Annotated in this window: 29 protein-coding genes and 1 tRNA gene; 26 read left to right on the top strand and 4 right to left on the bottom strand. The window is 27.0% G+C overall.

Annotation, left to right across the window (positions count from 1 at the left end; genetic code table 11):
* The first annotated feature begins 7 nt into the window (after nt 1-7).
* Nucleotides 8-145: a transposase gene (locus T434_RS08070; protein ID WP_342668039.1), complete on the top strand. Its 138-nt coding sequence runs from the start codon at nt 8-10 to the stop codon at nt 143-145.
* Between the two features lie 135 nt (nt 146-280).
* Here the strand turns inward: T434_RS08070 and T434_RS0101660 are convergent, their stop codons facing one another.
* On the bottom strand, nt 281-1432 hold the full coding sequence (locus tag T434_RS0101660; protein ID WP_026399628.1) for a CPBP family intramembrane glutamic endopeptidase: 1152 nt from the start codon (nt 1430-1432) through the stop codon (nt 281-283).
* A 104-nt stretch (nt 1433-1536) separates the two neighbouring features.
* Here T434_RS0101660 and T434_RS06465 point away from each other — a divergent pair, with 104 nt between their 5' ends.
* The 6 genes from T434_RS06465 (at nt 1537) to T434_RS0101635 (ending at nt 7690) form a co-directional block, all read left to right on the top strand.
* Nucleotides 1537-2421 (top strand): choline kinase family protein, encoded by an 885-nt coding sequence (locus T434_RS06465; RefSeq protein WP_162150602.1) that lies wholly within the window; start codon nt 1537-1539, stop codon nt 2419-2421.
* Nucleotides 2408-5398 carry an EAL domain-containing protein gene (locus tag T434_RS0101650; protein ID WP_162150601.1) on the top strand — a complete coding sequence of 997 codons (2991 nt, stop codon included), beginning with the start codon at nt 2408-2410 and terminating at the stop codon, nt 5396-5398. The genes T434_RS06465 and T434_RS0101650 overlap by 14 nt, the downstream gene beginning before the upstream one ends.
* Nucleotides 5395-6435, top strand: a complete 1041-nt coding sequence (locus tag T434_RS07870) for a hypothetical protein (protein ID WP_162150600.1) — start codon at nt 5395-5397, stop codon at nt 6433-6435. Before T434_RS0101650 ends, T434_RS07870 begins: the two co-directional genes overlap by 4 nt.
* Before the next feature lie 36 nt (nt 6436-6471).
* Nucleotides 6472-6672 (top strand): hypothetical protein, encoded by a 201-nt coding sequence (locus T434_RS0101645; RefSeq protein WP_026399626.1) that lies wholly within the window; start codon nt 6472-6474, stop codon nt 6670-6672.
* Nucleotides 6673-6751: 79 nt separating this feature from the next.
* Nucleotides 6752-7438, top strand: coding sequence for a Type 1 glutamine amidotransferase-like domain-containing protein (locus tag T434_RS0101640; RefSeq protein ID WP_084301014.1), 687 nt, complete (start codon nt 6752-6754; stop codon nt 7436-7438).
* Between the two features lie 60 nt (nt 7439-7498).
* A complete protein-coding gene (locus T434_RS0101635) occupies nt 7499-7690 on the top strand; it encodes a hypothetical protein (protein ID WP_026399624.1) in 192 nt (63 codons plus the stop codon).
* A 558-nt stretch (nt 7691-8248) separates the two neighbouring features.
* On the opposite strand, the gene T434_RS0101630 is transcribed toward T434_RS0101635, so the two are convergent.
* Nucleotides 8249-8324: transfer RNA gene (locus T434_RS0101630), tRNA-Lys, on the bottom strand.
* 145 nt (nt 8325-8469) lie between these two features.
* Here T434_RS0101630 and T434_RS0101625 point away from each other — a divergent pair.
* Both T434_RS0101625 and T434_RS0101620 read left to right on the top strand, forming a co-directional pair.
* Nucleotides 8470-9987 (top strand): hypothetical protein, encoded by a 1518-nt coding sequence (locus T434_RS0101625; protein ID WP_026399623.1) that lies wholly within the window; start codon nt 8470-8472, stop codon nt 9985-9987.
* Between the two features lie 53 nt (nt 9988-10040).
* Entirely contained in the window at nt 10041-10664 is a 624-nt protein-coding gene (locus T434_RS0101620; RefSeq protein ID WP_026399622.1) for a Pr6Pr family membrane protein, read from the top strand.
* A 17-nt stretch (nt 10665-10681) separates the two neighbouring features.
* On the opposite strand, the gene T434_RS0101615 is transcribed toward T434_RS0101620, so the two are convergent.
* Nucleotides 10682-11611 (bottom strand): helix-turn-helix domain-containing protein, encoded by a 930-nt coding sequence (locus tag T434_RS0101615; protein WP_162150599.1) that lies wholly within the window; start codon nt 11609-11611, stop codon nt 10682-10684.
* Nucleotides 11612-11698: 87 nt separating this feature from the next.
* Here T434_RS0101615 and T434_RS07795 point away from each other — a divergent pair, with 87 nt between their 5' ends.
* The 17 genes from T434_RS07795 (at nt 11699) to T434_RS0101530 (ending at nt 25945) form a co-directional block, all read left to right on the top strand.
* Complete coding sequence (locus T434_RS07795; protein WP_156934074.1) at nt 11699-11866, top strand: hypothetical protein; 168 nt, start codon at nt 11699-11701, stop codon at nt 11864-11866.
* A 250-nt stretch (nt 11867-12116) separates the two neighbouring features.
* Nucleotides 12117-12602, top strand: a complete 486-nt coding sequence (locus T434_RS0101605) for an NUDIX hydrolase (protein WP_162150598.1) — start codon at nt 12117-12119, stop codon at nt 12600-12602.
* Nucleotides 12599-13078: a hypothetical protein gene (locus T434_RS0101600; RefSeq protein ID WP_162150597.1), complete on the top strand. Its 480-nt coding sequence runs from the start codon at nt 12599-12601 to the stop codon at nt 13076-13078. The genes T434_RS0101605 and T434_RS0101600 overlap by 4 nt, the downstream gene beginning before the upstream one ends.
* On the top strand, nt 13075-14613 hold the full coding sequence (locus T434_RS0101595) for an ABC-F family ATP-binding cassette domain-containing protein (protein WP_026399618.1): 1539 nt from the start codon (nt 13075-13077) through the stop codon (nt 14611-14613). Before T434_RS0101600 ends, T434_RS0101595 begins: the two co-directional genes overlap by 4 nt.
* Before the next feature lie 68 nt (nt 14614-14681).
* On the top strand, nt 14682-14831 hold the full coding sequence (gene rpmG / locus T434_RS0101590) for a 50S ribosomal protein L33 (RefSeq protein ID WP_026399617.1): 150 nt from the start codon (nt 14682-14684) through the stop codon (nt 14829-14831).
* A gap of 36 nt (nt 14832-14867) precedes the next feature.
* Nucleotides 14868-15488 carry an MBL fold metallo-hydrolase gene (locus tag T434_RS06460; RefSeq protein WP_084301013.1) on the top strand — a complete coding sequence of 207 codons (621 nt, stop codon included), beginning with the start codon at nt 14868-14870 and terminating at the stop codon, nt 15486-15488.
* 16 nt (nt 15489-15504) lie between these two features.
* A complete protein-coding gene (locus T434_RS06455) occupies nt 15505-16245 on the top strand; it encodes a type III pantothenate kinase (RefSeq protein ID WP_035358040.1) in 741 nt (246 codons plus the stop codon).
* A gap of 7 nt (nt 16246-16252) precedes the next feature.
* Nucleotides 16253-17893 (top strand): phospho-sugar mutase, encoded by a 1641-nt coding sequence (locus tag T434_RS0101575; RefSeq protein ID WP_026399616.1) that lies wholly within the window; start codon nt 16253-16255, stop codon nt 17891-17893.
* 18 nt (nt 17894-17911) lie between these two features.
* Nucleotides 17912-19165, top strand: a complete 1254-nt coding sequence (locus T434_RS0101570; RefSeq protein WP_026399615.1) for an aminopeptidase P family protein — start codon at nt 17912-17914, stop codon at nt 19163-19165.
* 78 nt (nt 19166-19243) lie between these two features.
* Nucleotides 19244-19867: a hypothetical protein gene (locus T434_RS0101565; protein WP_162150596.1), complete on the top strand. Its 624-nt coding sequence runs from the start codon at nt 19244-19246 to the stop codon at nt 19865-19867.
* Nucleotides 19864-20610 carry a hypothetical protein gene (locus T434_RS0101560; RefSeq protein WP_026399613.1) on the top strand — a complete coding sequence of 249 codons (747 nt, stop codon included), beginning with the start codon at nt 19864-19866 and terminating at the stop codon, nt 20608-20610. Before T434_RS0101565 ends, T434_RS0101560 begins: the two co-directional genes overlap by 4 nt.
* A 343-nt stretch (nt 20611-20953) precedes the next feature.
* Nucleotides 20954-21493 carry a translation initiation factor IF-3 gene (gene infC, locus T434_RS0101555; protein ID WP_162150609.1) on the top strand — a complete coding sequence of 180 codons (540 nt, stop codon included), beginning with the start codon at nt 20954-20956 and terminating at the stop codon, nt 21491-21493.
* Between the two features lie 15 nt (nt 21494-21508).
* Nucleotides 21509-21715 carry a 50S ribosomal protein L35 gene (rpmI, locus tag T434_RS0101550; protein WP_026399611.1) on the top strand — a complete coding sequence of 69 codons (207 nt, stop codon included), beginning with the start codon at nt 21509-21511 and terminating at the stop codon, nt 21713-21715.
* A gap of 13 nt (nt 21716-21728) precedes the next feature.
* Nucleotides 21729-22259 (top strand): 50S ribosomal protein L20, encoded by a 531-nt coding sequence (rplT, locus tag T434_RS0101545; protein WP_026399610.1) that lies wholly within the window; start codon nt 21729-21731, stop codon nt 22257-22259.
* An 82-nt stretch (nt 22260-22341) separates the two neighbouring features.
* Complete coding sequence (locus T434_RS0101540; protein WP_026399609.1) at nt 22342-23814, top strand: hypothetical protein; 1473 nt, start codon at nt 22342-22344, stop codon at nt 23812-23814.
* On the top strand, nt 23815-24678 hold the full coding sequence (locus tag T434_RS0101535; protein ID WP_026399608.1) for a UTP--glucose-1-phosphate uridylyltransferase: 864 nt from the start codon (nt 23815-23817) through the stop codon (nt 24676-24678).
* A gap of 229 nt (nt 24679-24907) precedes the next feature.
* The gene (locus tag T434_RS0101530; protein WP_051614293.1) at nt 24908-25945 is read left to right on the top strand and encodes a M42 family metallopeptidase; all 1038 of its coding nucleotides are present in this window, start codon (nt 24908-24910) and stop codon (nt 25943-25945) included.
* A gap of 45 nt (nt 25946-25990) precedes the next feature.
* Here T434_RS0101530 and T434_RS0101525 read toward each other — a convergent pair whose 3' ends face one another.
* Nucleotides 25991-26905 (bottom strand): SPFH domain-containing protein, encoded by a 915-nt coding sequence (locus T434_RS0101525; protein WP_026399606.1) that lies wholly within the window; start codon nt 26903-26905, stop codon nt 25991-25993.
* Nucleotides 26906-26912: the final 7 nt, after the last annotated feature.

Here is a 26912-nt window from a genome sequence, read left to right as displayed (position 1 = left end):
CAGACGTATATCTAATGGACCTATTGAATCTACAAACTCTAAAATAAAAACTCTTATCAAAGCCTCTAATGGGATTAGAGACTTTAGAAGATTAAGAAACAAAATTATGTATTCTATCAACAAAGATACACCACTTAAAAACTAAAAATAATTATAGATTTATCGTTACAGTAAACAAAAAATGGAGGTACCTCCACATCTGTTATAGGTGTGGTGTACCTCCATATATGTTATAGGTCGATATGGATTAAACCTCCATATTAGTTATAGGACCTTTATTTTATCCTAGAATACTTAAAACAATACTTAATAAGTTATAAGCCATATGCGCAATGATTGGAATAAATATGTTTTTATTTTCTTTCATATATATATAACCTAAAGCTAAACCACCTGAAATATATCCAATACCATTGATGACAACCATTAAAATATCACCTTGAAGAATTTCAGTTGTCATATGAATTAAACCAAAGCAAACAGAAGAAACAGTTAATGCAATTTTTGGATTTTTAATTAAACCAAAAAAACTTTTTCTAAACACTAATTCTTCCACAATAGGTCCAACAAAAACAGCAGTTAGAATGATAAAGATAGCTCCTGGACTCTTTAGTGCTCTGTTAATCATCATTTGGTTCATTGAAGTTTCAGGAATAATATCGAAAATTCGATAAAGCATAAAACTGATAGTGTTGGACACAATTCCAAGTGCCAAAATCCATAAAACGCCTATACCAGAACGAGTTGCAATTTCTTTTTTTGATAAAGCTTTTAGTTGAGGTATATCTAATTTGATCGATGGCATTAAGATATAAATTAGTAATGCAGCAAATACTAAATAACTAACAAAATTAATGATTTGATTAAATAAATCAGTAATAATTATATCACCATCTGTGATACTAAGTGTTTCTAATGTAATTGGAACAAAACTTGCAACATCATCTTTAGGTACGTAAATAGATATGAAACTTCTATTGTACCATTCAGTAATTTCACCAGACATGATTTTATTAAACGCATCATCGGTAAGCTTTTTATTTGAATCAAAGAATGTTTTTTCTAATATAAATGGATTTAATATATGTACATAAACAGAGTAATTATCTTTTTTATATACTTCGATGAAAAAATCTTGATATGAATCTTGAGTATTATCAAAAGCTTCTGGTTTTATAATTAATAAACTATTTGTGTCAAGTGAAGCAGTATAAATTGAATTTTCAAAAGAATCTGCTTGAATAATTAAAGATTTATTATCAAGAACATAAGGAAGAACAAATAGTATAACAAATAAACTAGGTAAGATTAGAAAAGCTAGATATGTAAAAATACTAATAATATATCTAGGTTTATTCAGTATTTCTAAATCTTCATTTGATACAGTTAATGATGAAAAATCATTGTACTCTTGGTTAAAATTGTTTTGCATATGAATCCTCACTTTCATCAATATAATACTATTATACTAAATATAAGTTATTTTTTAATGTTATAATAGAAAAGAAATACAAAGTTGTAAATAGGAAGGGTTTCATGATGACAATTACAGATAGATTATTAAAATTAGGAGAAAGGGCTTTTTTAGTCCATAAAGATAACATTCTTGTTGATTCAAGATTTTTAGGTGGAATGAGCAACTATACATACAAAGTTTTTGTTGATGGGAATCCATTTGTATTTCGCTTAATTGGTGATAAGGGCGATGTAATCGTTACACCAAAAATTGAGTATGAACATTTAAAATTAATTGAACATTTAAATTTAACATCTAAAACCATTTATTTTGATGTTGAAACTGGTAGTAAAGTATCAACATTTATTGATGGAGAAGTATTATCTAAAAATTTATCAAATAATGGTGTAAGGTTAGTTGCAGAAACATTAAAAACATTACATCAATCTAATCTAGAAGGTTTTGATTACCGCTTAGAAGAGCGACTTAATCACTATGAATCATTATTAAAAAATAAACCTACTGATGCTTATTATGTATTAAAAGATTTTTGGTTTAATTTGTATAATAACCATTTTAGTAAACAACCTAAGGTGTTTTGTCATGGTGATGCTCAAAGAAGTAATCTTATTAAATATCAAAATAAAGTATATTTACTTGATTGGGAATTTTCTGGAATGAACGATCCATATTATGATATTGCATCATTTGGCAATATTGAATTTAAAGATACATTAATTTTACTTGAAGCTTATTTAGAAAGAAAACCAACGATTGAAGAAATCAATAAGGTAAAATATTATAGAATGTATCAAGTACTTCAATGGCATATTGTGGCAAACTATAAAGATGAAGTTGGATTATCAGAAAAATTACACATGGATTTTGGAGAAATTGCAAAGAAATATTTAAATTTTGCAACAAATTTTTATCTTGAATTGGTGGGATTCTATGAAAACAATTGAACAACTTATAAATGAAGTTGTAAATATTGACGATTTGCCAAATATTATTCATTATCTGGAAAATGAAGTTTTAAGTTTTGAAAAATATAAAAGACTTTTTTATAAACGATTAGAACTTCAATATGACTTAAAACTTTATGACCAAAATGTTGAATTAGGGCTTAAATTTTATCAAGAAAATGAAGAAAAGTTCATATCTGAAAAAGATGATGCCTTTTTTAAAGTCATGTTTTTATCTTTGCTAGAAGTAAAAAAATATGATTTAGCTTATCAATTTATACAATTAAGAAAAAACGTATTGCCAGTACTTGAAAAATATAAAGCACACTTAGATCTAATTGAATTCAAAAAAAGAACACACCAACCATATTTAATTGATTTAGAAATATTAGCTAAAGATCACTTACCAGACCAAATTAAAGTAAATATTTTGAATGAATTATTAGTGATTTATTTAGAAAATCAAGAAGACCATAAAGTTATACCTTTAATCGATACATTAAAACAAATCGATCCTAAAGAAACGTATATACCTTCTTATTTAAAAGCTTTATATAATTTGAAAAATTATGATGAATTGAAACATATTGCACAAAAATATGTCAATCATTCAATCTATGATAAAGATGCTAATTTAGCATTATTAAAAATATATATAGAAGAAAATAAAGCACATCAAATAACAATTATAGATGCAGATATTAGTGAAAAAATAGATAGTTTTCCATTGGAATATCAAAAATCATATTATGAACTTTTTACTAAGTTTTATCAAACAACAAATAATAAACTTTCATTTGATATTTATCAGAAAAAACTTAAAAATTTATTAAAAGAAGAGAAGAAGCAAAAACCAAAAGTTTTTGAAGTAGAACCTAATCAACCAACAGTTATTTTTGAAAAATCCGATAAGAAACGTAATATTAATTTAGAACATTTTCATATTTTAGTAGATTTAATTGCTTATGCACATCAAATTTATGATAAAAACTTAAGAGATATTTTTAGAACGTTTTTCATTAAAGTAGATGAATATATAAAGGTTAAAGATTTTATTATCTATGATTATAAAGACTCAAGATTATATAACTATAAAGTTGAAAGACTATATGATAAAGTTTTATTACCTGAAATGATTGAAAATACAGTCATTAAAACAGTAATGAAAAACGGTGATGATGTTTTTGGATTACTTAATGAATTTAAAGATATCAACAATGTATTAACAAATAAACCTTATGGTGAAGAGGTTGGATATATTTATGCATATCCGATTTATGATTTAGGAGTATTTATTGTACATCTTGAAAAAGAAATTCAAGATCCGGGCATATATTATGACTTATTCAAAGGTTTGTCAAATATTATTTATGCATTGATGGTAGATGATAAGCGAGTCAGAGCTGAAAAAAAAGAAAATCAATTTTTAGAAAATGTATTTGCATCGCCTATATTTTCTCTTCGTATCATGAGCAAAAATCAGTCAAAATATAATATTAGTGCTCAAAATTTACTATCTATCAATCAATATGATCCTTTAGAAATCTTTTTAAGAAATATACACCCATCAGATATTCATCGATATGAATCAACAATTAAAGAATTATTTATACGTGGAAATCAACAAGCTGAAATTACATACCATTATTTAGATAAATATATAACTGAATATTTTACCTCTATTCAAAAAGGGGAAGAGATTGTAGTTATATCACGTTTTGAAAATATAACAAATCATTTAGAAGAAAAGAATAAATTAATTCAAGAATCAAAAGTGGATTTTGATACAAACTTAATGAATTTTAATGCATTAAATGATAAAATTTCAGAATATATTCAAACAAAATCATCATTTATGCTCATTTCATTTAATGAATTTATATTACCGATTTATGGTTACGATATAACAAAACAATATTTTAAAGAATTTTCAAATGTGACAAAAAAATTTTTTGAACAGGGTGAAACCTATCGTTTTAGTGATGATAAATTATTTGTTTATGTACCGATGAATGATGTTAGAACGGTAACTAAACTTATTAAGGATTACATCAAATATATGGAGAGTTATGAATCTCAAGTAATACATTATGAGAAATTTCAACCAAAAATAGCAATTATACGATATCCTGTAGTTACTGAAGAAAAACTTCCATACAAGTTATATCGATATTTAGAATTATCATTGGATTATCTAAAACGTACCACACATGATGAAAAATATGTATTTTATGAGCATTCAATATATGAGAATGAAGTATTCGAACAACAAATTATACAATGTTTAAATGAAGCAATGGAAAACCAACAACTTAATTTATCCTTTAATCAAATTATTGATGTTAAACGCAATATCGTTTGGCAATATGAATCTGAATTAAAGGTAGATCAACTTAATGTTGATATTAAGTATCTACTTACTATAGCTAAAAAACGTAATCGATTATTAGATTTAGAAAAATATCATGTAAGAATGGTATTAGAATTTTTACATGCATTGGAACAGGAAACTAATAATTTAATTAAAATTACAATCCCTATTTCAAAAGAAACCATGATGGACCCTACATTTAATCAATACGTATTTGAAATGTTCCAAAAATATCAAATTCCATATCAATTTATTCGTTTTAAGGTTAAAGGTGATCAAATTAAATCTAATCAGTACATTCGAGTAATTGATGAATTTATGAAATTTGGTATTGGGATGGATACAACAAGTGTTGATGTTGCATTAACATATCCGTTCCATGCGTTACACTTGGATTATCAATCACAACCAAAATGGCAGAGTTATATTCAAAAATTAAAAATATTGCTAGAAGAACATCAAATGGCATTTATCGTAAGAAATGTTAATAAAAAAGAAGATAAAGCTTTTCTAGAAAATATTGATGTAAGATATATTGAAGGTGATCTATTCAAAAAAATAGATGCAGATCAATTATTTTATAAGATAAAGGAGCAATTTAAGTGAAAAATTTTATTGAGAATTTGCCATTTGACCAACAAATAAGAGCTCAAAGTGCATTAAGTGCGTTAGAAGATGTTGATTTAATGATTGATGCTTTTTTGAAACGCAATGATGAATTAAAATCAGAAATTTTATTGGATGCATATGGTTTAATGCAAGCCTTATTTGTGGGAATAGATGCAATTTATCAACTAAGTTTAGTAACTACAAAATTTAAATATCACGTTAACATTAACCAAAATCATGTATTAAGAAAATTAAAATATATTCGTAATGATATTGTTGGACATCCAACACTTAGAACATATCATGATGGTTCATATGGATTTTCGTTATTACTTGATGATAAAGTAACACGTGATACAATTGCTTATCAAACATATATTATTAAAGATAAAGAAATTCATAAAGAAGAGACAACTGTGTATTTTGATGAAATGATAGAATCTTATCAAAAAGAAAAAAAATTCTTTATGAAAGATTTAAGTCAATTTATTAGAAAAATTCCTAATAAAGATAAAACAACCGGTTTATTAGTTAAACTCTTTAATAAAGTATCTAATAACAACTATGATCTTTTACTTATAAGTCAAATTGAACAACAATTTTTAAATGACCAAAATTTGGATATACAAACAAAAAATAGATTTAGTACACGTATTAAAGCACTTGCTAAAGTGTTTACAATTAAAAATAATTATCCGGATGTGATAAATACAGCTTGTTTATATCAAATATTAGGATTATATAAGATGAATACTCAATTAAATAATAAAAAAATTAAATTACCTAATATTACATATCCGATGTTTTTAATCGAATTAAAACATGAAATTTTGAAAATTCAACAATACACAACTTATGTTTCGGAGCTTAATGATAAAGATCATCCACTCTTTGAATTACACATAAATCTTTTAATACAAGCTATTAATCAAGAAAAATATTCAATATTTTTTGAATGGTTTAAATCAATTGAAGATGATGATATTGTATTCATTATCGGAAAAATGCTAAAAGATTTCATTTTAAAAGTATGATATAATGAAGATAGATTAAAAGGGGGTTGTATCTTTATGGCATGGTGTAATGATACATACATTATTGGAGAACGCATTAGAGTTGAAGGGGAAAAAGATTACGGTGTCGTTACTCGTATTGATTATGAACGACGATTGGTTTTCGTTTTATTTAAAAGAATGAAAGAAACTGCTTATCCTTATCCTTATTCATTGGAAAGTGGATTATTAGTACCTTTGGTAACTAAAAAAAGTTAGAATTTTATTCTAACTTTTTATTTTTTGAATAAATAAACGTATAACTTTTATTTTTAATTAATTTTGATACAATAGAATTATGATAAATATATTAAGTTCAAGAACAATTTTTCATGAAAATAGGTATTATGATATATTAAAAAAATATATCAATAAGAAGTCTAAAATATGTGTCATAGCATTCTCTTTTTTTGATAATGCCTTCTTACAAGAAAATTATGAAAAGGAGTATAGTAGACCTGAAGGAAAGTGGTATTTGCATATTGTGGAGCCACTATCTCGTTTTGAAGTTCAAGAAGATAACATAAGTTGGATTATCTACCATGTTGATTCAAAAGAATCAGCTATAGAAAAAATCGAAAATGCTGACATCATCTTTTTACCTGGTGGTGCACCAGATCGATTTATGGATCGATTAAATGAATATGAGTTAGTTCCTGTCCTGCAAAAACAAGAAAACAAAATTTTTATGGGACCAAGTGCTGGAACAATGATTCAATTTGATTGGTTCCATATATCAAAAGATAGAGATTATCATAAATTTTCAATTCATGATGGACTAGGGTTTGTTAAAGATTTTGGTGTAGAAGTGCACTTTAATCGTAGAAAACAACAAAAGAAATCAATGAGAAAAGTATCTCACATGCATCCTAGACCTATACACGCTTTATATGATGACGGTTTAATGGTTATTGAAAATGGAAATATAATTTATAACGATCATGGACCTAAATACTATGAAAAAGGAAAAAGAATTAAAAAATAAACATCTATATAAGAAAGTATTAGTTTAAAACGTACATAAAAATAAAAAAAACAGAGTTATATGCAAAATAAAGCATTTAACTCTGTTTTTTGTTTAAGATATTTTAAAGAGGGAAAAGTAAAAGAAAGAAAAACAATTAAGCATCGACAATTTACAATCGATGAAAAGAATGAAATTGTGAAGGGGGTACTTATCTCGGGAAACTGGAGATTACAAAGCGTTAATGAAGAAACTGGATATCTAGTACAGTAATCCTTCGGTGGGTAAGGCAATATCGGTAATATGGAACAACCGTCGATAGACATGGGAAAGCAACCAAAGAAACAACACCAAACAAAGGCAACCAAAGCAATCAATCTGATTAGAGGATAAGACTAAAAATCAATTAATTAAGGAACTAAAGGTGTCTGAAGATATAAAAAAACAGGTGGCTTACTTAAGGAAACAAAGGAAAATTATCAAGTAATTGATGGACTAAAAAATAAATATTCAATCAAGTATTTATGCAGTAAGTTAAAGTGTTCACGAAGCGGTTATTATGATTGGATAGTCTTAGGTAAGCCACAGTATAAAGCATATGATGAAATACTAAACAAACTGATTTTAGAACAACTCCGATTGAATATCGAAATCGAGCTCTCTTTGCTCTTTTTTTTAAGTATCCGTTTTAAGAGAACTAACTCATAAAAGGGTGTTTTTTTATTTTTAAATCAAAAACTAACGATGTAAGGTATATCATTTTGTAAACATATAAGATGAGATTGAAAGAAAGAAAAAAGAGCTAATTAAGCTCTTATTTAATCCTTAAACTGGTACACCTTGTAGGGCTCGAACCTACGACCCACTGATTAAGAGTCAGTTGCTCTACCAACTGAGCTAAAGGTGCATCTTCAAAAGCATAATTATTGTATAACGTAATTATTTTATTGTCAATGATTAAATAAAAATTTTTATAATTTATGAAAACAAAAAGTTAAATTTACATTTTCTTACTATTATTGAGTAGAAGAATTAAAGAAAGGTGAGCAAAAATGAAAAAAATTTTATATTCAATATCAATTTTATTATTCTTATTAGGTGTTACACCTCATACATATGCAAAAAGTACTAATGTAATTTTTAGATTGATAGAAGGAGATGTATATGCAGATTTTAAAGAATTTGAGAATGATATACTAATTCGATTTAATTATAATGACTCAATTGAAGCTAGAGTCTCAGATTTAGATTTTGTTTTAGAATTTGAAACATTTTATAATAAAGTAATTATTAAAGATTTAGATAAAAATAAAATAGTAAAAGAAATGATGATTGATCAAAAATTCAGAATAGAAGGTAAAGCCTTACAAAATACAGGTTATATATTAATCTACAGTGGAAACGACTCATATAAGATGAATGCAGATATACAACATGAAATTCGAATCATTAAAGAAACTGGATATAAAGAGATAATGTTTCCATTAACATTTATATCTAATGTTGATAATCCTCTAAGTATGGATGATATTATTTCTTATGTTGTTGCTTATGATAATTATGATGGTTTTATATCAGATAAAATTGAAATTGTTGAAGAAAATTATTCAATGAATCTAAATAAAATTGGTCAATATTTTATTTCTTTAAAATGCGAAGATTCATCTAAAAATATAAGTAGAATATTATTGAATGTTGAAGTGAAAGATTTAACGTCACCAATTGTAAATTCTAGTGTAATTTATACCAATTATAAATCTAAAATTTCTATTCAAGATATTCTAAAAACATTAGAGATTAAAGATAATTATTCATCAGTGGATGCTATTAGTGTCGATGTTTTAGATCATCCTTATGAGTCAAATTTTGATAAAATCGGACAATATGAAATGATAGTATCGGTTAAAGATGAATCATTAAACGAAACAATACACAAAATCATTATTCATGTTATCGATGATGTAGAACCAATAATTACAGGTCAATTATTCTATGAAATTTCAGTAGAAGAGACATTGACTATTGAAGAAATTTTACGAAATATATCTGCTTATGATGAAATAGACAAAGACAATGTTAAAATCATTATCAATCAAGACACATACAGTCAATCAAAACATACGATTGGTCACTATCAAATTATCGTAAGAGCGTATGATAAAAGTAATAACATGACAGAAAAAGTAATTCAAATACATGTTAAAGATACTACGAATCCGATTTTTTTGATTAATTTAAATCAAATCATTTTAGATAACAACAATGTACTAAATGAAGATGAAATATTGATGTTAATTAAAGAACAAATTCATTTTGAATATGATTCAATAGAAATAACCAAAAATGAATATAAAGATAAAGAAAACATACCTGGTGTGTATCTTATCGAAGCAGAAGTTAGATTAAATGAAGAAGCAGTTAAATTACAAGCTTTAGTCCGAGTTAATCAATTCATAAATAATGAAGAATTAGAAATTTTTAATTCAAATACGGTTTTATATATCATATTAGCGACAATAGGATCATTATCAATTGGGTTATTAGTAGTTTATAAATGGCGTAAGCAATAATCTATATCTTCAAAAATCAATATTGTATAATATTGACTAAATGGAGGTAGATTATGGAAAACAAATCATTTATTCAAGTAATACGAACAAATCCTAAAATTAAATATTCAATTTTTATGATTATATTTGCTTTTTTCTTTTATGGTGTTTTACAAATGACTTTTGAGGATACATTTTTAGATATCTTATTATCATTAAGATTTTTTACAAATTTAGCTAATATTTTAATTTTTGTTATAGGAATATTATATTTGTTAAAATATAATACTCACAGATATTATAAATTTATAGCTATGATTGGTTTAGTTGCAATCTTAATGACAGGAATAATTTATCATACGTTAATTAAAAGTGGACCTATGAATTTTGATAATCATGTCGTTCATACAATTAATCCAATTCTTTATGCGATCTTTTATTTTATATTTTTAGAAGATAAGATTAAGTTAAGAGATTTCTGGGTATCATTAATTTTTCCTTTAATCTATTTTATAGTGATATTAATCCAAGGATCTTTAACAAATTGGTATCCATATAACTTTTTAAATCCAACTTATGGTGACAACACACTTATGAGTGTCTTGATATTCTGTGTAGGATTATTATTACCAGTCATTTCAGTCTTTACAGTAGGTTTAATTTATTTAAAACATCTATTTGAAAAATACTTAGTTTAAGAAAAATCCCTTAGATTTCAACTAAGGGATTTTTTTATATATTCAATCATAAAATCTTTGTAATCGATATTAAAGTCTTTTTGTATGATATCAAGAAGTAATTTATTTTTTGAATCATCAAAATTTATAAGCAATAAATTTAAACATTTAAACAAATGTTTTTCAAAAGAATTTATATTATTCAAACGATAATATGAAAGAGCTAAGAAGTAGTGATAGTAGTGTTGATTAATAATTGATTTTGCTTGATGATTTAATTTGATACCATACTTTGAATAAAAGATAACTTGATGGTAATCATTTCTTGTACCAAAGAACTTAGCTAATCTGAATATGATAATATGGTATGTTAAGATTTGACTACCAGTCCATACTAAATCAGGATTATTAAAAAAACTTTGAATTACTGATGTAATATTATCTTTTTCAGTTTCGTCTACAAAGTCAATAAGCTGTGATAAAACTAATAGTTCCATCATTGATATTGATTGGCGATTTAATAGATATGGATAATCAATAAGAGAAATCAAATCGTTTTTAAGTTCATCTTCTGACATGTTTTTTTGATAGTATTTATGAAGTAAACAACTATAGTTATACATTTTTAAATTGTCTTTATCGATAATATAGTTAGGATTAATATGTTTTTTAACTTCAGCAGCTTTTTCAAATTCAAACCCAGTTATATGATTTAAAAAACTTACAATTTGGTAGGATTCTTTAACTGTGCTATTTTGAAATTCTAAAAGAAGAACATCTTTTTTAATATCCAAACGCTCTGCAAAGGCATTGATAAGATGAAAAGGCATAGGGGAATCACCACGAATATAACGTTGATATTGTCGGTTTGATATGATTCCACTCGTAAATTCTTCTTGAGAAATATTACGTTGAAACCTTAATTTTTCTAAAAAATGTGCTAATTCTTTTGATGTATCAACGCCCATGGGGTATCATTCCTTTCATATGCGACATATATGTCGTGGACATATATATATGTATTATGTAAAATACCAGTATAGAGGTGGTTATTAATGAAAAAAATATTAGCGATTATACTTATGTTTGTGATGTTTTTTGGTATGTTTGGAACTATGACAACAAATGTTTCTACTATTGAAAAAGTAGAACAATCTACAGTCGACTTCAAAGATATTCCACATACAGAAGTTGCGTTACCTTATGGACCATTAAATCCATAATATATTCTATTATACCATTTATATACTTTATGTTTTTTGTTTATTAAAAAGAGTTTACCTTTTGTAACTCTTAAAGAATAAAAAAGTCTTGATCTCTCCCAACAAGACTTAAAAATTGTGGTAGTATTAATACCTCCCAATTAATACTACAAATAGATAAACATCCAGAAAACTGGATGTTTTTTTCTTTTATAAACATATTAAAATATATACTCATGTTATAATTGTAACAGTATAGGAGCTTGATAAAATGAACTATATTTTCACATTGGCATTTATTAAGAAAAATGATGAAGTTTTAATGATGAATCGATATAATCAACCTTGGAAAGGTATGTGGAACGGTGTTGGTGGTAAACGACTATCCACTGATGAATCACCCCAAGATTGTATAATACGCGAAATCTTTGAAGAAACAGAAATTGAAATTAATAAAGATCAATTAGTTGATAAAGGTATTGTTACTTGGAATTCTGAACCGAATGTTTATAAACAAGGTATGCATCTTTTTTTAGTTGAATTACCTAATGATTTTGAATATCAAACGCCTAAAATGACTTCTGAAGGTATTCTTCAATGGAAAAAATTAGATTGGATTAATGATAAGGAAAATCTTGGTGTAAGTTATAATATTCCATATTTTATAGAGCATGTGGTGAAAGATAAAAGGAGATTTCACTATCATTGTACATTTAAAGGAAATAACTTATTGGATGTAGAGGTATTTGAATTATGAATGAATATTTAGGATTATTAATTGGAATTTTAATCGTTATTGTTGTTATTTTAGTTGTTAGTTTTTTAAGTTTTAAACATTTTAAAACGAATAAAACAATATTAAATGATTCAAAAAATGTATTAAATAAGTATGGCCAATTAATTTATAAAAAGCCTTATTATGAATATGAATTAAATGGTGAAAAATACTTATTAACATTCTTTTATGCACCAACAAAAGCAAAAGTAAAATTTAATTCAATGTTAATTTGGGAAAAAAGAACGAGTTATCAAACAGATTTAGAAAATATGATGAGTTTCTCAACTCAAAAAGGAAAGAAAATTGTAATTATTTATCCGAATGAAGGGCCATACATGTATCATTATGATGAAAGAGAAATTCTTTTTACAAAACCCTATCAACCTATTTGGGAAATGCATGTTGTAGGGTACCATGAATTAGAAGAAGCATTAGAAAAGGGATTTAAAAAGTGAGTATTTTAGAAGTTAAAAACTTAACATTTACATATGGTGATGAACTTATATATAAAGACGCTAATATGCGTCTTTTTGAAGGTGAACATGCGGTGATTGTAGGTCCTAATGGTATAGGGAAATCAACTTTACTTAAATTATTGTATAAAGAAATACTTCCGGATAAAGGATCTATTGAATGGATAAATTATAGTAAAGTGGGATATCTAGATCAATATGCTAAACTTAATCCAGAAATGATTGTGAAAAATTACTTATACGATGTCTTTTTGCCACTCTTTAAAAAAGAAGAAGAAATGATTAAAATTTATGAATCAATTAGTCTTGCTGATGAAAAAGATTATGATAAATTACTTAATCGTGCACATCGTATTGAAGAAGAACTTATAGAAGACAACTTTTATAGTATTCAATCAACAATTTCAAATGTTATAAATGGATTAGGTTTAGATAATTTTATTCTAAATGAACCAATTAAAAATCTATCAGGTGGTATGAGGGCCAAAGTTATTTTAAGTAAGCTTTTATTAGAAGAAAAAGATGTTTTATTACTTGATGAACCAACGAACTTTTTAGATATTAAACACGTTGAGTGGTTAATAAAATTTTTAAACGGATTTAAGAAAACTTTTTTGGTTGTTTCACACGATGAGTACTTTATAAGAAACATCGCAAAAACAGTATTTAGTATTGAAAATAAACAAATTGAGCGATATAAAGGAAACTATGATTATTATCTAAAAGAACGAGAAATTAGACTAGAAAATTATAAAAAAGAATATATTAATCAACAAAAATTCATTGAAAAAACAGAAGAATTCATTCGTAAAAATATTGTACGTGCAAGTACATCAAAAATGGCTCAATCAAGAAGAAAAATGTTACAAAAACTACCAAGACTTGCTAAACCAATTAGTGAACGCCAAATTAAAATTCGATTTATCAATGATACACCAACAGGTAGAGATGTTTTGAAAGTTCAAAATCTTATCATAGGATATGATGAACCTTTAGTAGAACCGTTAACCTTTAAAATTACTAAGGGTGATAAGGTTGTCATCACAGGTAAAAATGGTGTTGGGAAATCCACTTTAATAAAAACAATCTTGTATCAACTTAATCCAATTGAGGGAAATTTTGAATGGATTCAAAATGTTTCAATACTGTATTTTGAACAGCTTATGGATTTTGATGAAGAATCAACACCTTTTGAATATGTACATTTTCAGCATCAGGATTATGATAGAAAAACAATTTTTGGAATTTTAGCTTCATATGGTATTGATCACGAAATGTGTTTAAGAAAAATAAAGACATTATCTGGTGGTGAGAAAATGAAGTTAAAATTTGCATTAAACAGAAATGTAAAATCAAATTGTTTAATATTAGATGAGCCGACATCTCATCTTGATAAATTAGCAAAAGAAGCTTTGAAAGAAGCACTCATTGAATATCAAGGAACAGTAATTCTTGTAAGCCACGAAGCATCATTCTATGAAGATATATGTGATTATGAAATACATTTATCAAATTAAATATTTTATGGTTGCTATTTAGATTGATTTTTGTTATACTTTAAAGTGCAAGTTTGGAGGGAATATTCATGCGCGAATTAGTTAAATTAGTTTGTACTGAATGTGGAGAAGAAAATTATCATACAACAAAAAATAAGAAAAAAACTCCTGATCGTTTAGAGTTAATGAAGTACTGCCCACGTTCAAGAACATACACATTACATAGAGAAAAGAGATAAAACTATCATTGCATAGTTTTTTTTCTATTTATAGGCATGATTTATCAATATAAAGGGAATGACGAACTTTCCCATACTTACATGGTATGCCGTTTCAACACTTGCATAGTTATTGATCCATCTCATAGTTATGATGAAATTCAAAGAGATTTAAAAGAACGAGAAATTATTTTAGTATTATTAACACATGCTCATAGTGATCATGTACATCAAATTGAAGATTATAAAGTACCAATTTATATCCATGAAGATGATGCATATTTGTTATTTGATGATAAACATAATGGTTATGCAAATTCTAAACGTCCATATTTAAGAAAGAATATCGATTTAAGACTTATTAAGAATCATGATAAAATTCAAATGGCTGATCAATTTATTGAAGTTATTCATACACCTGGTCATACCAAGGGTTCGTGTTCATTTTTAGTTAATAATGCATTATTTACAGGTGATACATTATTTCATAATGATGTTGGTAGACATGATCTTATGAGTGGAAGTATTTATGATTTGAAAAAAAGTATTTTGAAAATCATTGATGAAATAAACCCAAATACTAAAGTTTATCCCGGTCATGATGAGTTAACTACGATAAGAAATGAGAAAAAAAGTAATCCTTTTTACCTAAAATGGAAAAAACAAAGTAAAATATAATTATGAGGTAAAAAATATGATTTTATTATTTGACGTAGGAAATACAAGTGTATATGTTGGTGTTGTTGAAAATGATGAAATTATTTCAACATTTAGAATGAATACAGATACTACAAAAACACCAGATGAATATTTTTTAACGATTAAAGAATTTATTGATCCATCTAAAGTAAAAGGTGTAATTATTGGATCTGTTGTACCCCCTATCACTATAACACTTGTAAGAATATCTGAAAAATACTTTAATGTACCACCAATTTTAGTTCAACCCGGAACAAAAACGGGTATTTCTGTTAAAGCAGATAATCCTAGAGAAGTTGGTGCTGATTTAATTGCTGATGCAGCAGGATTGAGTAATAACGATCCTACACTAATTATTGATTTAGGTACAGCAAATAAATTTATTTATGTAAAAAATAAAACTATTTATGGTGTAATTATTACACCAGGTATACAATTACAAATTCGATCACTTGCAGGTAATACAGCATTATTACATGAAGTTGAAATTAAACTACCACCTAAATATTTAGGTAATAATACAATTCATTGCATACAATCTGGTATAATTTATGGAACTGTTGTTTTAATTGAAGGTATGGTTCAACGAATAAAAGAAGAAGTTAATGAAGAATTTAGTATTATACTCACAGGTGGATTATCAAAACTTATTGAAAAAGAAGTTAGGTTACCACTTATTCGAGATTCAAGAATTGTATTAAAAGGTTTATTGGAAATTTACAAGAAAAATATATGAGGTGTTTATGGATACTCAACAACGTTATTTAAATTGGTTAAATGAACCAACCTTATCAAAAGAAGAAAAAGATATTTTAAAAAATTTATCATCAAGTGAAATTGAAGAAGCCTTTTATCAAGACTTATCATTTGGAACTGGTGGAATTCGTGGTGTATTAGGTCTTGGTACAAATCGAATGAATATTTATATTATTCGAAAAGCGACTTTTGGATTTGGACGATATTTATTAAAACACAACCTTTTAGAAGGGGTTGCGATTGCTTACGATAATCGTCATATGTCATATGAGTTTGCTAAAGAGGCAGCGAAAGTATTAGCTGCTCTGGGTATTAAATCATATGTATATAAAAATTTAAGACCAACACCGATGTTATCATTTACTGTAAGACATTTAAACTTAAGTGCAGGTATTATGATTACAGCTTCACATAATCCAAAAGAATATAATGGTTATAAAGTATATAATAAAACGGGTAGTCAATTATCTATTGATGAATCCAATGAAGTGATTGAATATATTAATCAGGTTGAAAATCCATTTGAGATTAAGACTTTAGATAATGAACTCATTCATTATTTAAATGATGAAATTGATGATATTTATCTTAAAGAAGTCATATCAATTGCAGTACATAAAGATATCAAAAAAGATATTAATATTGTATACTCACCGTTACATGGAACGGGTGGAACATTAGCACCTAAATTACTAAAGGGTTCTGGTTATAATGTTTATCCTGTTGAATCTCAAATGATTCCTGATCCAAATTTTTCAGCAACAGAAAGCTCAAATCCTGAAGAAAAGCAAAGTTTTAATGCTTCGATTGAGTTAGCTAAAAAAGTAAATGCTGATATTATTCTGGTTACTGACCCAGATGCAGATAGATTAGGTGTAGGTGTTTTACATGAAGGAACATATCATTTACTTACAGGAAATCAAACTGCAGCACTTATGCTTTATTACATCCTAAGTGAACAAAAAACACCTGATGGATTTGTATATACAACGGTTGTTACTTCAGAATTAATCAAAAAAATTGGCGAATCATTTCATAAAAATATTGGTGAAACACTTACTGGATTTAAATTCATAGGTGAACAAGCTGAACGTATTTCAAAAACAAATTATACTTATTTATTTGGTTGTGAAGAGTCATATGGTAGTTTAGTTAAAGATTTTGTAAGAGATAAAGATGCTATTCAGGCTGTTTATCTACTTGCTGAAATTGCAAACACATTAAAATCAAGAAATCTTACAATGGTTGATTATTTAAATTTAATTTATGAAAAATATGGTTATTATGTTGATGAGACAATTAGTATTTCACTAAAAGGTATTGAAGGTCAACAACGTATTAAAAAAATTATGAATTACTTTAGAACCCGTGGTCTTCACATCAATCAGTTTAATGTAACAAATACGATTGATTACATAAAAGGTAAAATGAATCCACATGATATTTATTTACCACCAAGTGATGTGATTCGTTTTGAATCTGATAAAGGGTTTATTATCTTTAGACCAAGTGGTACTGAACCAAAATTAAAAATATATTTCTCAATTAAAGAAAATACTAAAGAATTAGCTAGAAATACAATCGATATATTAAAACAAGAAGTATTTAATATTATCGAAGAAATATAAAGAATCGGAGAACAAAAAATGAAGATTCAACGTCGATCAAATTATTTTAAAAAAGTTAGTGCACCAAGTATATCAATTTTCTATTCAGGTAGTGCACCTCATTTATCCAACGATAGTTACTATCGTTATGAAGTTAATAAGAATTTTTGGTATTTAACAGGTATTGATCAAGAAAACTCTTGTTTATTATTAGTTAAATCATTAGAAAAAGAAGAAGCATTCTTATTTATCAAAAAACAAGATCCACTAGAAGCACTTTGGACAGGTGAAACATTAAGTTTTGAGGATGCAAGTAAGATTTCTCAAATACCATTATCAAATATCAAAGATATTGATAGTTTTGATAATTTTCTCGCTTCACTCTTTACTCAAACAAGAAAAGCGTTATTTGGGCCTATTTCAACAGTTTATTTTGATATTGAACGTCAAAAGGTTACAGATGAACCTTTATTAGGGGAGAGAAAAGCAAGAAAATTTGCAAAGATGTATCCACATATTAAAATCGAAAATAGTCACATTATTTTAGCGGATTTAAGAAGTCAAAAAGATAATGAAGAAATTGAAGCAATTAAAGGAGCTATTCACATTTCAAATCTAGCAAACCAAAGAATGTTAGATACCTTAAAACAAGCAAAATTTGAATATGATGTGGAAGCAGAATTTAATTATGTTCTAAATAAACATCAAACACGTCCAGCATTCAATTCGATTATTGCATCAGGTGTTAATGCAACAGTATTACACTATGAAGACAATAATCAACCTATTGAACCTAATTCATTAATTCTTTTAGATTTAGGTGTTCGTTATCGTTATTATGCATCTGATATTACTCGTACATATCCTGTGAATGGTAAGTTTACAAAACGTCAAAAAGAAATATATCAAGCAGTCCTAAATGTAAATAAAGCTATAATTAAATGGGCAAAAGCTGGTATAACTCAATTTGAATATAACCAAATGGGAAGAAATCTATTAATCAAAGAAGCAAAAGCTATTGGATTAATTAAAGAAGATGAAGAAATTAATAAATATTATTATCACTCATTAGGACATCCATTAGGACTTGATGTACATGATGTTAGTGATCCTACTCAACCATTTAAAGTTGGACAAGTTATTACTGTAGAACCAGGTTTATATGTTAAGGAAGAAGGCATTGGTGTACGTATTGAAGATAATTTATTATTAACCGAAAATGGTTGTATTAATTTATCAGATGAAATCATTAAAGAAGTTGATGATATTGAAGCATATCTAGCAAAAAAGTAAGAAGCAATTTCTTACTTTTTTTATATTTTAAAAGTAAAAAATTATAAGTCTTTCTAATATTATATAGGAGGGATTTATATGGCAAAAAAAGTATTAATTTTCATACTATGTATCACATTAATCTGTATGATTCCAGTAAAAACATACGCATATCAAGATTTTCAAGAAATCACAAAAGTAGGATATGGAAAGTTTATAGATGAATTCACCAATGATGATTATGAAGCATACTATAAAAATTTCCCTAAATATCACTTTTTAGGTTGGAAAGTGTATTATGCAAACCAAAATATGAAAGTTAAATTTATATCTGAGACACTATTTAGCTATTATAATAATGGCAAATCAGCAATCAATTATCAGTATAAATCAACAAAAAAGGTGATTGATGAATATCATTTGAAAGCTACAGGATCACTAAAAATCAAAACGATGAAAAATAATAAAATATTTGGTGATGGATTAGATGCTGCAATTAATTTAGAATATAAAACTGAACATCAAGAAGAACAACAAGAAAATTATGATATTAAGGTTTCAATTGAACCTGGAACTCAACTTGTTTTATATATGTATGGTGAAGGTAAAATAACCAATGGTGTAGCTAAAAGATACTTTTTATTTTTTGAAGTTGATAAAGGTGGATTTGAAATCTTCATTGTTACAACGCATTATCAAAGATTGGAGATAACACCAATATGAAAAAATATATGATTTATATTGGTATTTTTATATTCATACTTATTTTAATTGTGTGTATGATACCTAAAGAGAATAATAATTTTGAACTTTATTTTATTCAAGAATCACAGTATTTATTAAATGATGGTAAAACATCACTAAAAATTGAATATTTTACAAGTGATGAATCTTTTAAATTACTAGAATCTGATGATGTTTGTTTTTTAACTAATGAAAAAGAAGATATAAAATTTATAACAAATGTCATTACGGATAGAAGCATTCATCAAGAATACTATAAAAATAAACTTTTTTATGGAAGAGAAGTTAAAATTGAATTACCCAAAATTGATACATCAATAAAATTTGATAAACTGTATTTTCATTTTAAATATCAAGGTCAAAAATATAAAGTCTTTGTAGGGAGTTTATATATTGAATATTCTAATGAAATCTCAAAAAATATAATAAAATCCTTGGAAGGAATAAAACATGATAACTTTCCAAGACTTAAACAAATAATTGTTGAATTAAATGATGAATATCAAATTGATGAAATCGTAATTGGGGATACAATATGTAGTTATTATCAAGTCGAAAAAACTTTAGTTATTCATTTTTTTGATGAACCTTATGTATGTCATACGGCTTATTTAAAAATAATTATTTGTAACGAAGTATATTATGTTGGTAATTTTAAATTCTTTTATAATTATGAATTATTAAATAGTGGTTCAATACAAAAATGTATTTTTATATCATAAAATATGATATACTGAAAAGCAAAATGAAATATATCATAAATTAATATTTTAATTAAAAAATTTTTCATTTCAAAGAGTTTAGTATTATTGGTTTATGTCATAAATTTCATAATATTAAAAAAAGAAAAGAATTATTGTTGACATTATTGAACTTATTATATATAATAAACAAGGTATATTGTGGAAAGAAGAGATACCCTCTCACCTGATGGTTCATCCTTGGGTAAACAGCACAATCTAAAATATGACAAATTTCGTTTGATTTTAGAGTGAGTGGGTATATTATTATACTCACTTTTTTCATAAATATACACTTAGATAAAAACGGAAGGAGCGATTCAATATTAAACCACAGCGCAGCGGTACAAAAAATACTGCAGGGGATTTAGTAAATGAATTCTTACCTAATGGTCAATATTTAGTTATTGATGATGAAGGTAATAAATTAGGTCTATTTGATCGTAATCAAGCTTTAAATGTTGCTCAAGAGCGTGATTTAGATATTTTAGTAGTTTCACCGCAATCAAAACCTATGGTAGCTAAATTATTAGATTATTCTAAACATCGTTATGATCAACAAAAGAAACTCAAAGAAATGAAAAAAAATCAAAAGGTTGTTGATGTTAAAGAAATTAGATTATCACCAACCATTGATAAACATGACTTTGAAACAAAACTTAAAAGAGCACAAAAGTTCATCGATCAAGGTGACAAAGTTAAAGTTACACTACGCTTCAGAGGTCGTATGATTACACATAGCGAACTAGGATTAGAACAAGTTGAAAAGTTTATTGAAAAACTTGAAAACATAATTGTTGAAGCAAAGCCAAAATTAGAAGGTAACACATTAATTGGTGTCGTAGCACCAGGAAAAAAAGAATGAAAGAGGTAAGCAACCATGAGTAAAATTAAACACAAGACACACAGTGGTTTAAAGAAACGTATCAAAGTTTCAGCAAATGGTAAATTAATGAGACATAAAGCGTATTCAAATCACTTAGCAGCATCAAAAACAACAAAACAAAATAGACAATTAGCCGCAGAAACAACTGTTGACAAAACAGATGCAAAAAGAATTAAACGACTAATTTCTAACATGATGTAGGAGGAAGTTAACAATGGCTAGAGTAAAAGGCGGTCCACAAACACGTAGAAGACGTAAAAAAGTTTTAAAATTAGCAAAAGGTTATTTTGGTTCAAAACATGCTTTATATCGTACAGCTCATGAACAAGTTATGCATTCATTAGCTTATGCATATAGAGACAGAAGACAAACTAAGAGAAACTTTAGAAAATTATGGATTTCAAGAATTAATGCAGCTGCTCAAGCTAATGGCTTAAAATATTCAAAATTTGTTCACGGTTTATCATTAGCAAATGTTGAATTAAATAGAAAAGTATTAGCTGACATTGCAGTTCACGAACCAGAAGTATTTGCACAATATGTAAATCTTGCTAAAGATGCATTAGAAAACCCATCAAAATATCAAAATGCTACAGTTAAAACTGCAAAAGTTGAAAACACAAATGTAAATTTAGAAGATTTAAAATTAGCTGAATTAAAAGAATTAGCTAAAGAAAAATCAGTTGCAAATTACTCATCAATGAAAAAAGCTGAACTTGTTGAAGCTTTAAAAAATTTAATGTAATCTGAATTGATTATTAATATCAAAGTGGCTAACAGCCACTTTTTTTGTTATAATGATTATATATATAAAATAAGGGTTTGATATGAAAAGACGCTTACTAATTACAAGTATACTAACTTTATTATTAATGCTATCACTTCCGATAGTCATTCCTCTTTCATCAGAGGAATACGCCATTATTTATGGTGTTTTTGCTGTGGTATCTTTCGTATTGATTTTAGTGTATTTGTTTAGTGGTACGGCTAAATTTATTATTTTAACCATTTATATTGTAGTCATTGTTTTGCTTTTGATATTTTTAAGAGAGTATCAACATCCAATAATGGCAATTGGTACATTAATGATCGTACTTAATCCATTGGCAAACTTTGAAAGATTCTTAGAAAAAAATTTAGAAGATGAATCAACACAACCACTAAGAATATCAATACGTGGAAAATATTGGCCATTTTATGAATATCGACAAGCTATGAAAGATTTTGTAAGATTACCTCAAACAAAAAAACTTTATACAAAATCATGGTATTTAAGAACTCGACAAATTGTGACACTGTTGTTACTCTTTGCATCAATTTACTTATTTATGAATGAGTTGAAAAATATATACTTTGATTTAACAAATTATAATATGACGCAAATTTTTACATTTTATGGTGTTCTTGCGTTATTTATGTTAACCTTTATATTATTTAAAAATGGCTTTACTGCAATGTTTAGAGCAACAATTATGTTTATGTTCATTCCAATTATTTATGTTATTGCGCTTTCAAATTTATCATTACCTACAAAAATTATATTCTCAATTCTTGTTTTTATAGTTGGATTAGCTGATGTCATTTATGAGAAGATTAATTCATTAAATAGAGTTGCATATAATCCGTATAAGTATTTTGATACGCAAGATAGAAGATATGTTTACGCAAACTCATTTTATGAACCGTTTGTTTATAATGAATCATATAGTTTAATTGGACATTTTAAATTTAGAGTTAATATTGATACATTCCATCAAAAGTTACACGATGTATTATTCTATGCGAATAGAAAACATTTTATGATAAGCGCTTATACATATGATGGTGAATTTATTGAAATATACACTGACTTTTATCATAAACATATGAAAAAAGTATCTAAATTTAGTAATTATTTAGAAGCACTTTTTGAAGCAAATATACATTATGACGTGATTATCGATAAAAATAAACAATATTATGAAAAGAATTTTTTCCATAAAACAGAATATATTGTTGCTAGAGCACTGTCACTTGCAGAATTACTTGATGATTTAAGTTTAGAATCCTCTAATGTAATCATTTCGATGATTTTTTCATTTGAAAAATTATCTGATATGCAAAAGGTTAGTAAACATTATTATACAGAACATTTGAGTGACTTAGATGATGAGCATTATTATGCTGCTAGAATTACTGCAAGAACATCAAAATCTAAATTTGCAATTGAACAAAAGGTTAGAGATATGTTATTAACTGCGATGATGTATCGTGGTAACTATGTAAGAATATTAGTTTATTATGACGAAGGAGAGAATTAAATGAAGATTAAAAAGGCAGTTATACCTGCAGCTGGGTGGGGAACTCGATTTCTTCCAATTACAAAGGGTATTCCGAAAGAGATGATACCTATTATTGATAAACCTGTATTAAGTTATATTGTTGAAGAAGCGCATCAATCTGGAATTGAAGAAATTGTATTCATCGTTTCAGAACATAAAGAATGCATTAAAACATATTTTGGAGAAAATAAAGCATTAGAAGAGTTTTTAACACATAAAAATAACGATAAAGATTTAGCGATGATTAAGCAAACTGGATTTGGAATGAAATTTCATTATGTGATTCAAAAAGAGCAACTTGGATTAGGACATGCTATTCTTCAAGCAAAAGAATTGATTGGAAATGAGCCATTTGCAATCCTTTTAGGAGATGATGTATATTATTCAGACATCAAACCCGCATTAAAACAAATCATTGATTTATTTGGACAAAAAAATTCAAGTGTTCTAGGCACTATGGAAGTTCCTATGGATCAAACAAGTAAATATGGTATTTGTAAGCCAAAACATATTGATGATGAAGGTGTCATGGAATTAGAAGGTGTTGTTGAAAAACCTAAAATTAATGCACCTAGTCGTTATGCGATATCCGGTAGATACGTTTTAACACCGACTATTTTTAAATATCTTGAAACTCAAAATCAAGGAGCACAAGGGGAAATTCAATTAACTGATGCAATTCTAAGAATGATGTCAGAAGAAAAGGTTTATGCATATAATATGATTGGAAAGCGATATGATACTGGTTCTAAAATAGGCTATTTAGAGGCAATCATTGATTATACATTAAGAAATGAAGAACTTAAGGAATCATTTAGAAATTTATTAAGAGAAAAGTTATAATATAGACTATAAGATTTGACAAAATCAAAAAAAAGATATAAAGTATAAGTACCCTAGGTAGTACCGGTGGAACCCAAAGAATCAGAAGGGGAACTGAACATTAGCAGCGTGAAAGCCAATTAAGTTTGGAATCCCAAGTTAATGAAAAGTAAGTTCCAAATGTTTACATACCAGATTCTCACCATTACCTAGGTTTTTTATATGGTAATATGGTAAAAGAGGAATGAATATGATTAAAGACATAAAAGAATTAACACAATTAAATGGTATTCCATCAAAAGAAAAAGAAGTGATTGATTATTTAGTTAATAAGCTTGGGCAACCAGATTTAAAAGATAATTTAGGATCTATCGACTATAAGAAGGGTCATGGAAAACGTGTCATGCTCGCTGCACATACAGATGAAGTGGGTATGATTGTTAAATCTATAACACAAGATGGTTTTATAAAATTTCAACCAGTTGGTGCCATTTATCAAGAAAACATTTTAGGTCATATGTTTAATATTACAACAAAATCACTAAAGGTCTATCCAGCATTAATGGCACATAAACCGTTAATGTTAAGATCAGTAGATGAAAAAGAAAAAGCACTTCCAATGAAAGATTTCTTTTTGGATGCTGGTTTTAAATCGAAAGAAGAAGTGTTAAAAGCTGGTATTCAAATCGGTGATATGATTACACCTATAGGAGATTTAGTTGAACTAGCTAACGATAAAATAGCTTCAAAAGCTTTAGATGATCGTATTGGTGTATATATTTTAAAAGAAGTTTATAAAAACATTGGAAAAATTAACTGTGAATTACATACAGCATTTACTGTATCAGAAGAGTTTGGATTAAAAGGTGCCAAAACAATTTCATATTTAGTAGAACCAGATTTAGCGATTGCTGTTGATGTTGGTGCTGGATTTGATGTTCCAGGTGGCGACAAAGAAGGTAATACACTAGGAGCAGGGCCACAAATTTATGCTTATGATGCGGGATTAATTGCACATCAAGGTTTACGTCATTATGTCTTAAATATTGCTAAAGAAAACAATATTCCATATCAAGAATCTGTAATGAATTTTGGACGTACTGATGCAGCAATGATGAGTTTATCAAAAGCAGGAGCACCATCACTATTTATCGGCATTCCAACTAGATATATTCATTCAAACTATGCAGTTATTGATAAAAATGATGTTTTAAATACGATTCAATTACTTATTAAATTTGTTGAGTCATTAGATGAAGAAAAAATTAATCAAATTATATTAGGATAAAAAAACTCAGTCTATATTTTAGACTGAGTTTTTATTTAGGATTAATTATTTGTTTTTTGTATCTTTAACTGCTTCAGATAATCCTGTGATTGTACCTGCTAATTCAGCTAAATTTGATGGAACAATAATTTTTGTTGATTGACCATCAGCAACTTGCGCTAAAGCTTCATATGCCTTGATTTTTAATACTGCATCATCAGCACCAGCCTCTTTAATTAATTTAATACCTAAAGCTTCAGCTTCTTTTAATTTACGAATTGATTCAGCTTCCCCTTCAGCTTCTAAGATTTTAGCACGCATTTCAGCTTCAGCTCTTAAAATTGTAGATTGGCTATATCCTTCAGCCTCTAAAATTTTAGCTGTTTTTTCCCCTTCAGCAATTAAAATTGTTTGACGTCTTTCACGTTCTGCTCGCATTTGTTTTTCCATAGATTCACGAATATCTTTTGGAGGCATAATGTTTTTAACTTCAACTCTGTTTACTTTAATACCCCATTTGTCAGTAGCTTCATCAAGAATTGTACGCATCTTAGTATTGATTATATCTCTAGATGTTAATGTTTCATCTAAGTCTAATTCACCAATTATGTTTCTTAAAGTAGTAGCAGATAGTGATTCAATAGCCATTATTGGGTTTTCTACACCATAAGCATATAGTTTTGGATCAGTAACTTGGAAAAATACAATCGTATCAATTTGAATTGTGACGTTGTCTTTAGTAATAACAGCTTGTGGATCAAAGTCTTTAACTTGCTCCTTTAAAGATACAACCGAAACAACTCTATCAATAAATGGAATTAACCAATGGACACCTACACCCCATGTAGTGTGGTAACCACCTAAACGTTCGATAACGTATTTTTTTGATTGTGTAACAACACGAATCCCTGAAATTAATATAATTGCAATAACAACAAATATTAAAATTAAAACTAAAACTAAAATTTCAAAATCATCCATTTTTACC

Origin of the sequence: Acholeplasma equifetale ATCC 29724 (assembly GCF_000687735.1) — a bacterium.
GTDB classification, from domain to species: domain Bacteria; phylum Bacillota_I; class Bacilli_A; order Acholeplasmatales; family Acholeplasmataceae; genus Acholeplasma; species Acholeplasma equifetale.
Note: the sequence above shows the minus strand (reverse complement) of the source record. Positions and strands in the feature narration are given on the sequence as shown.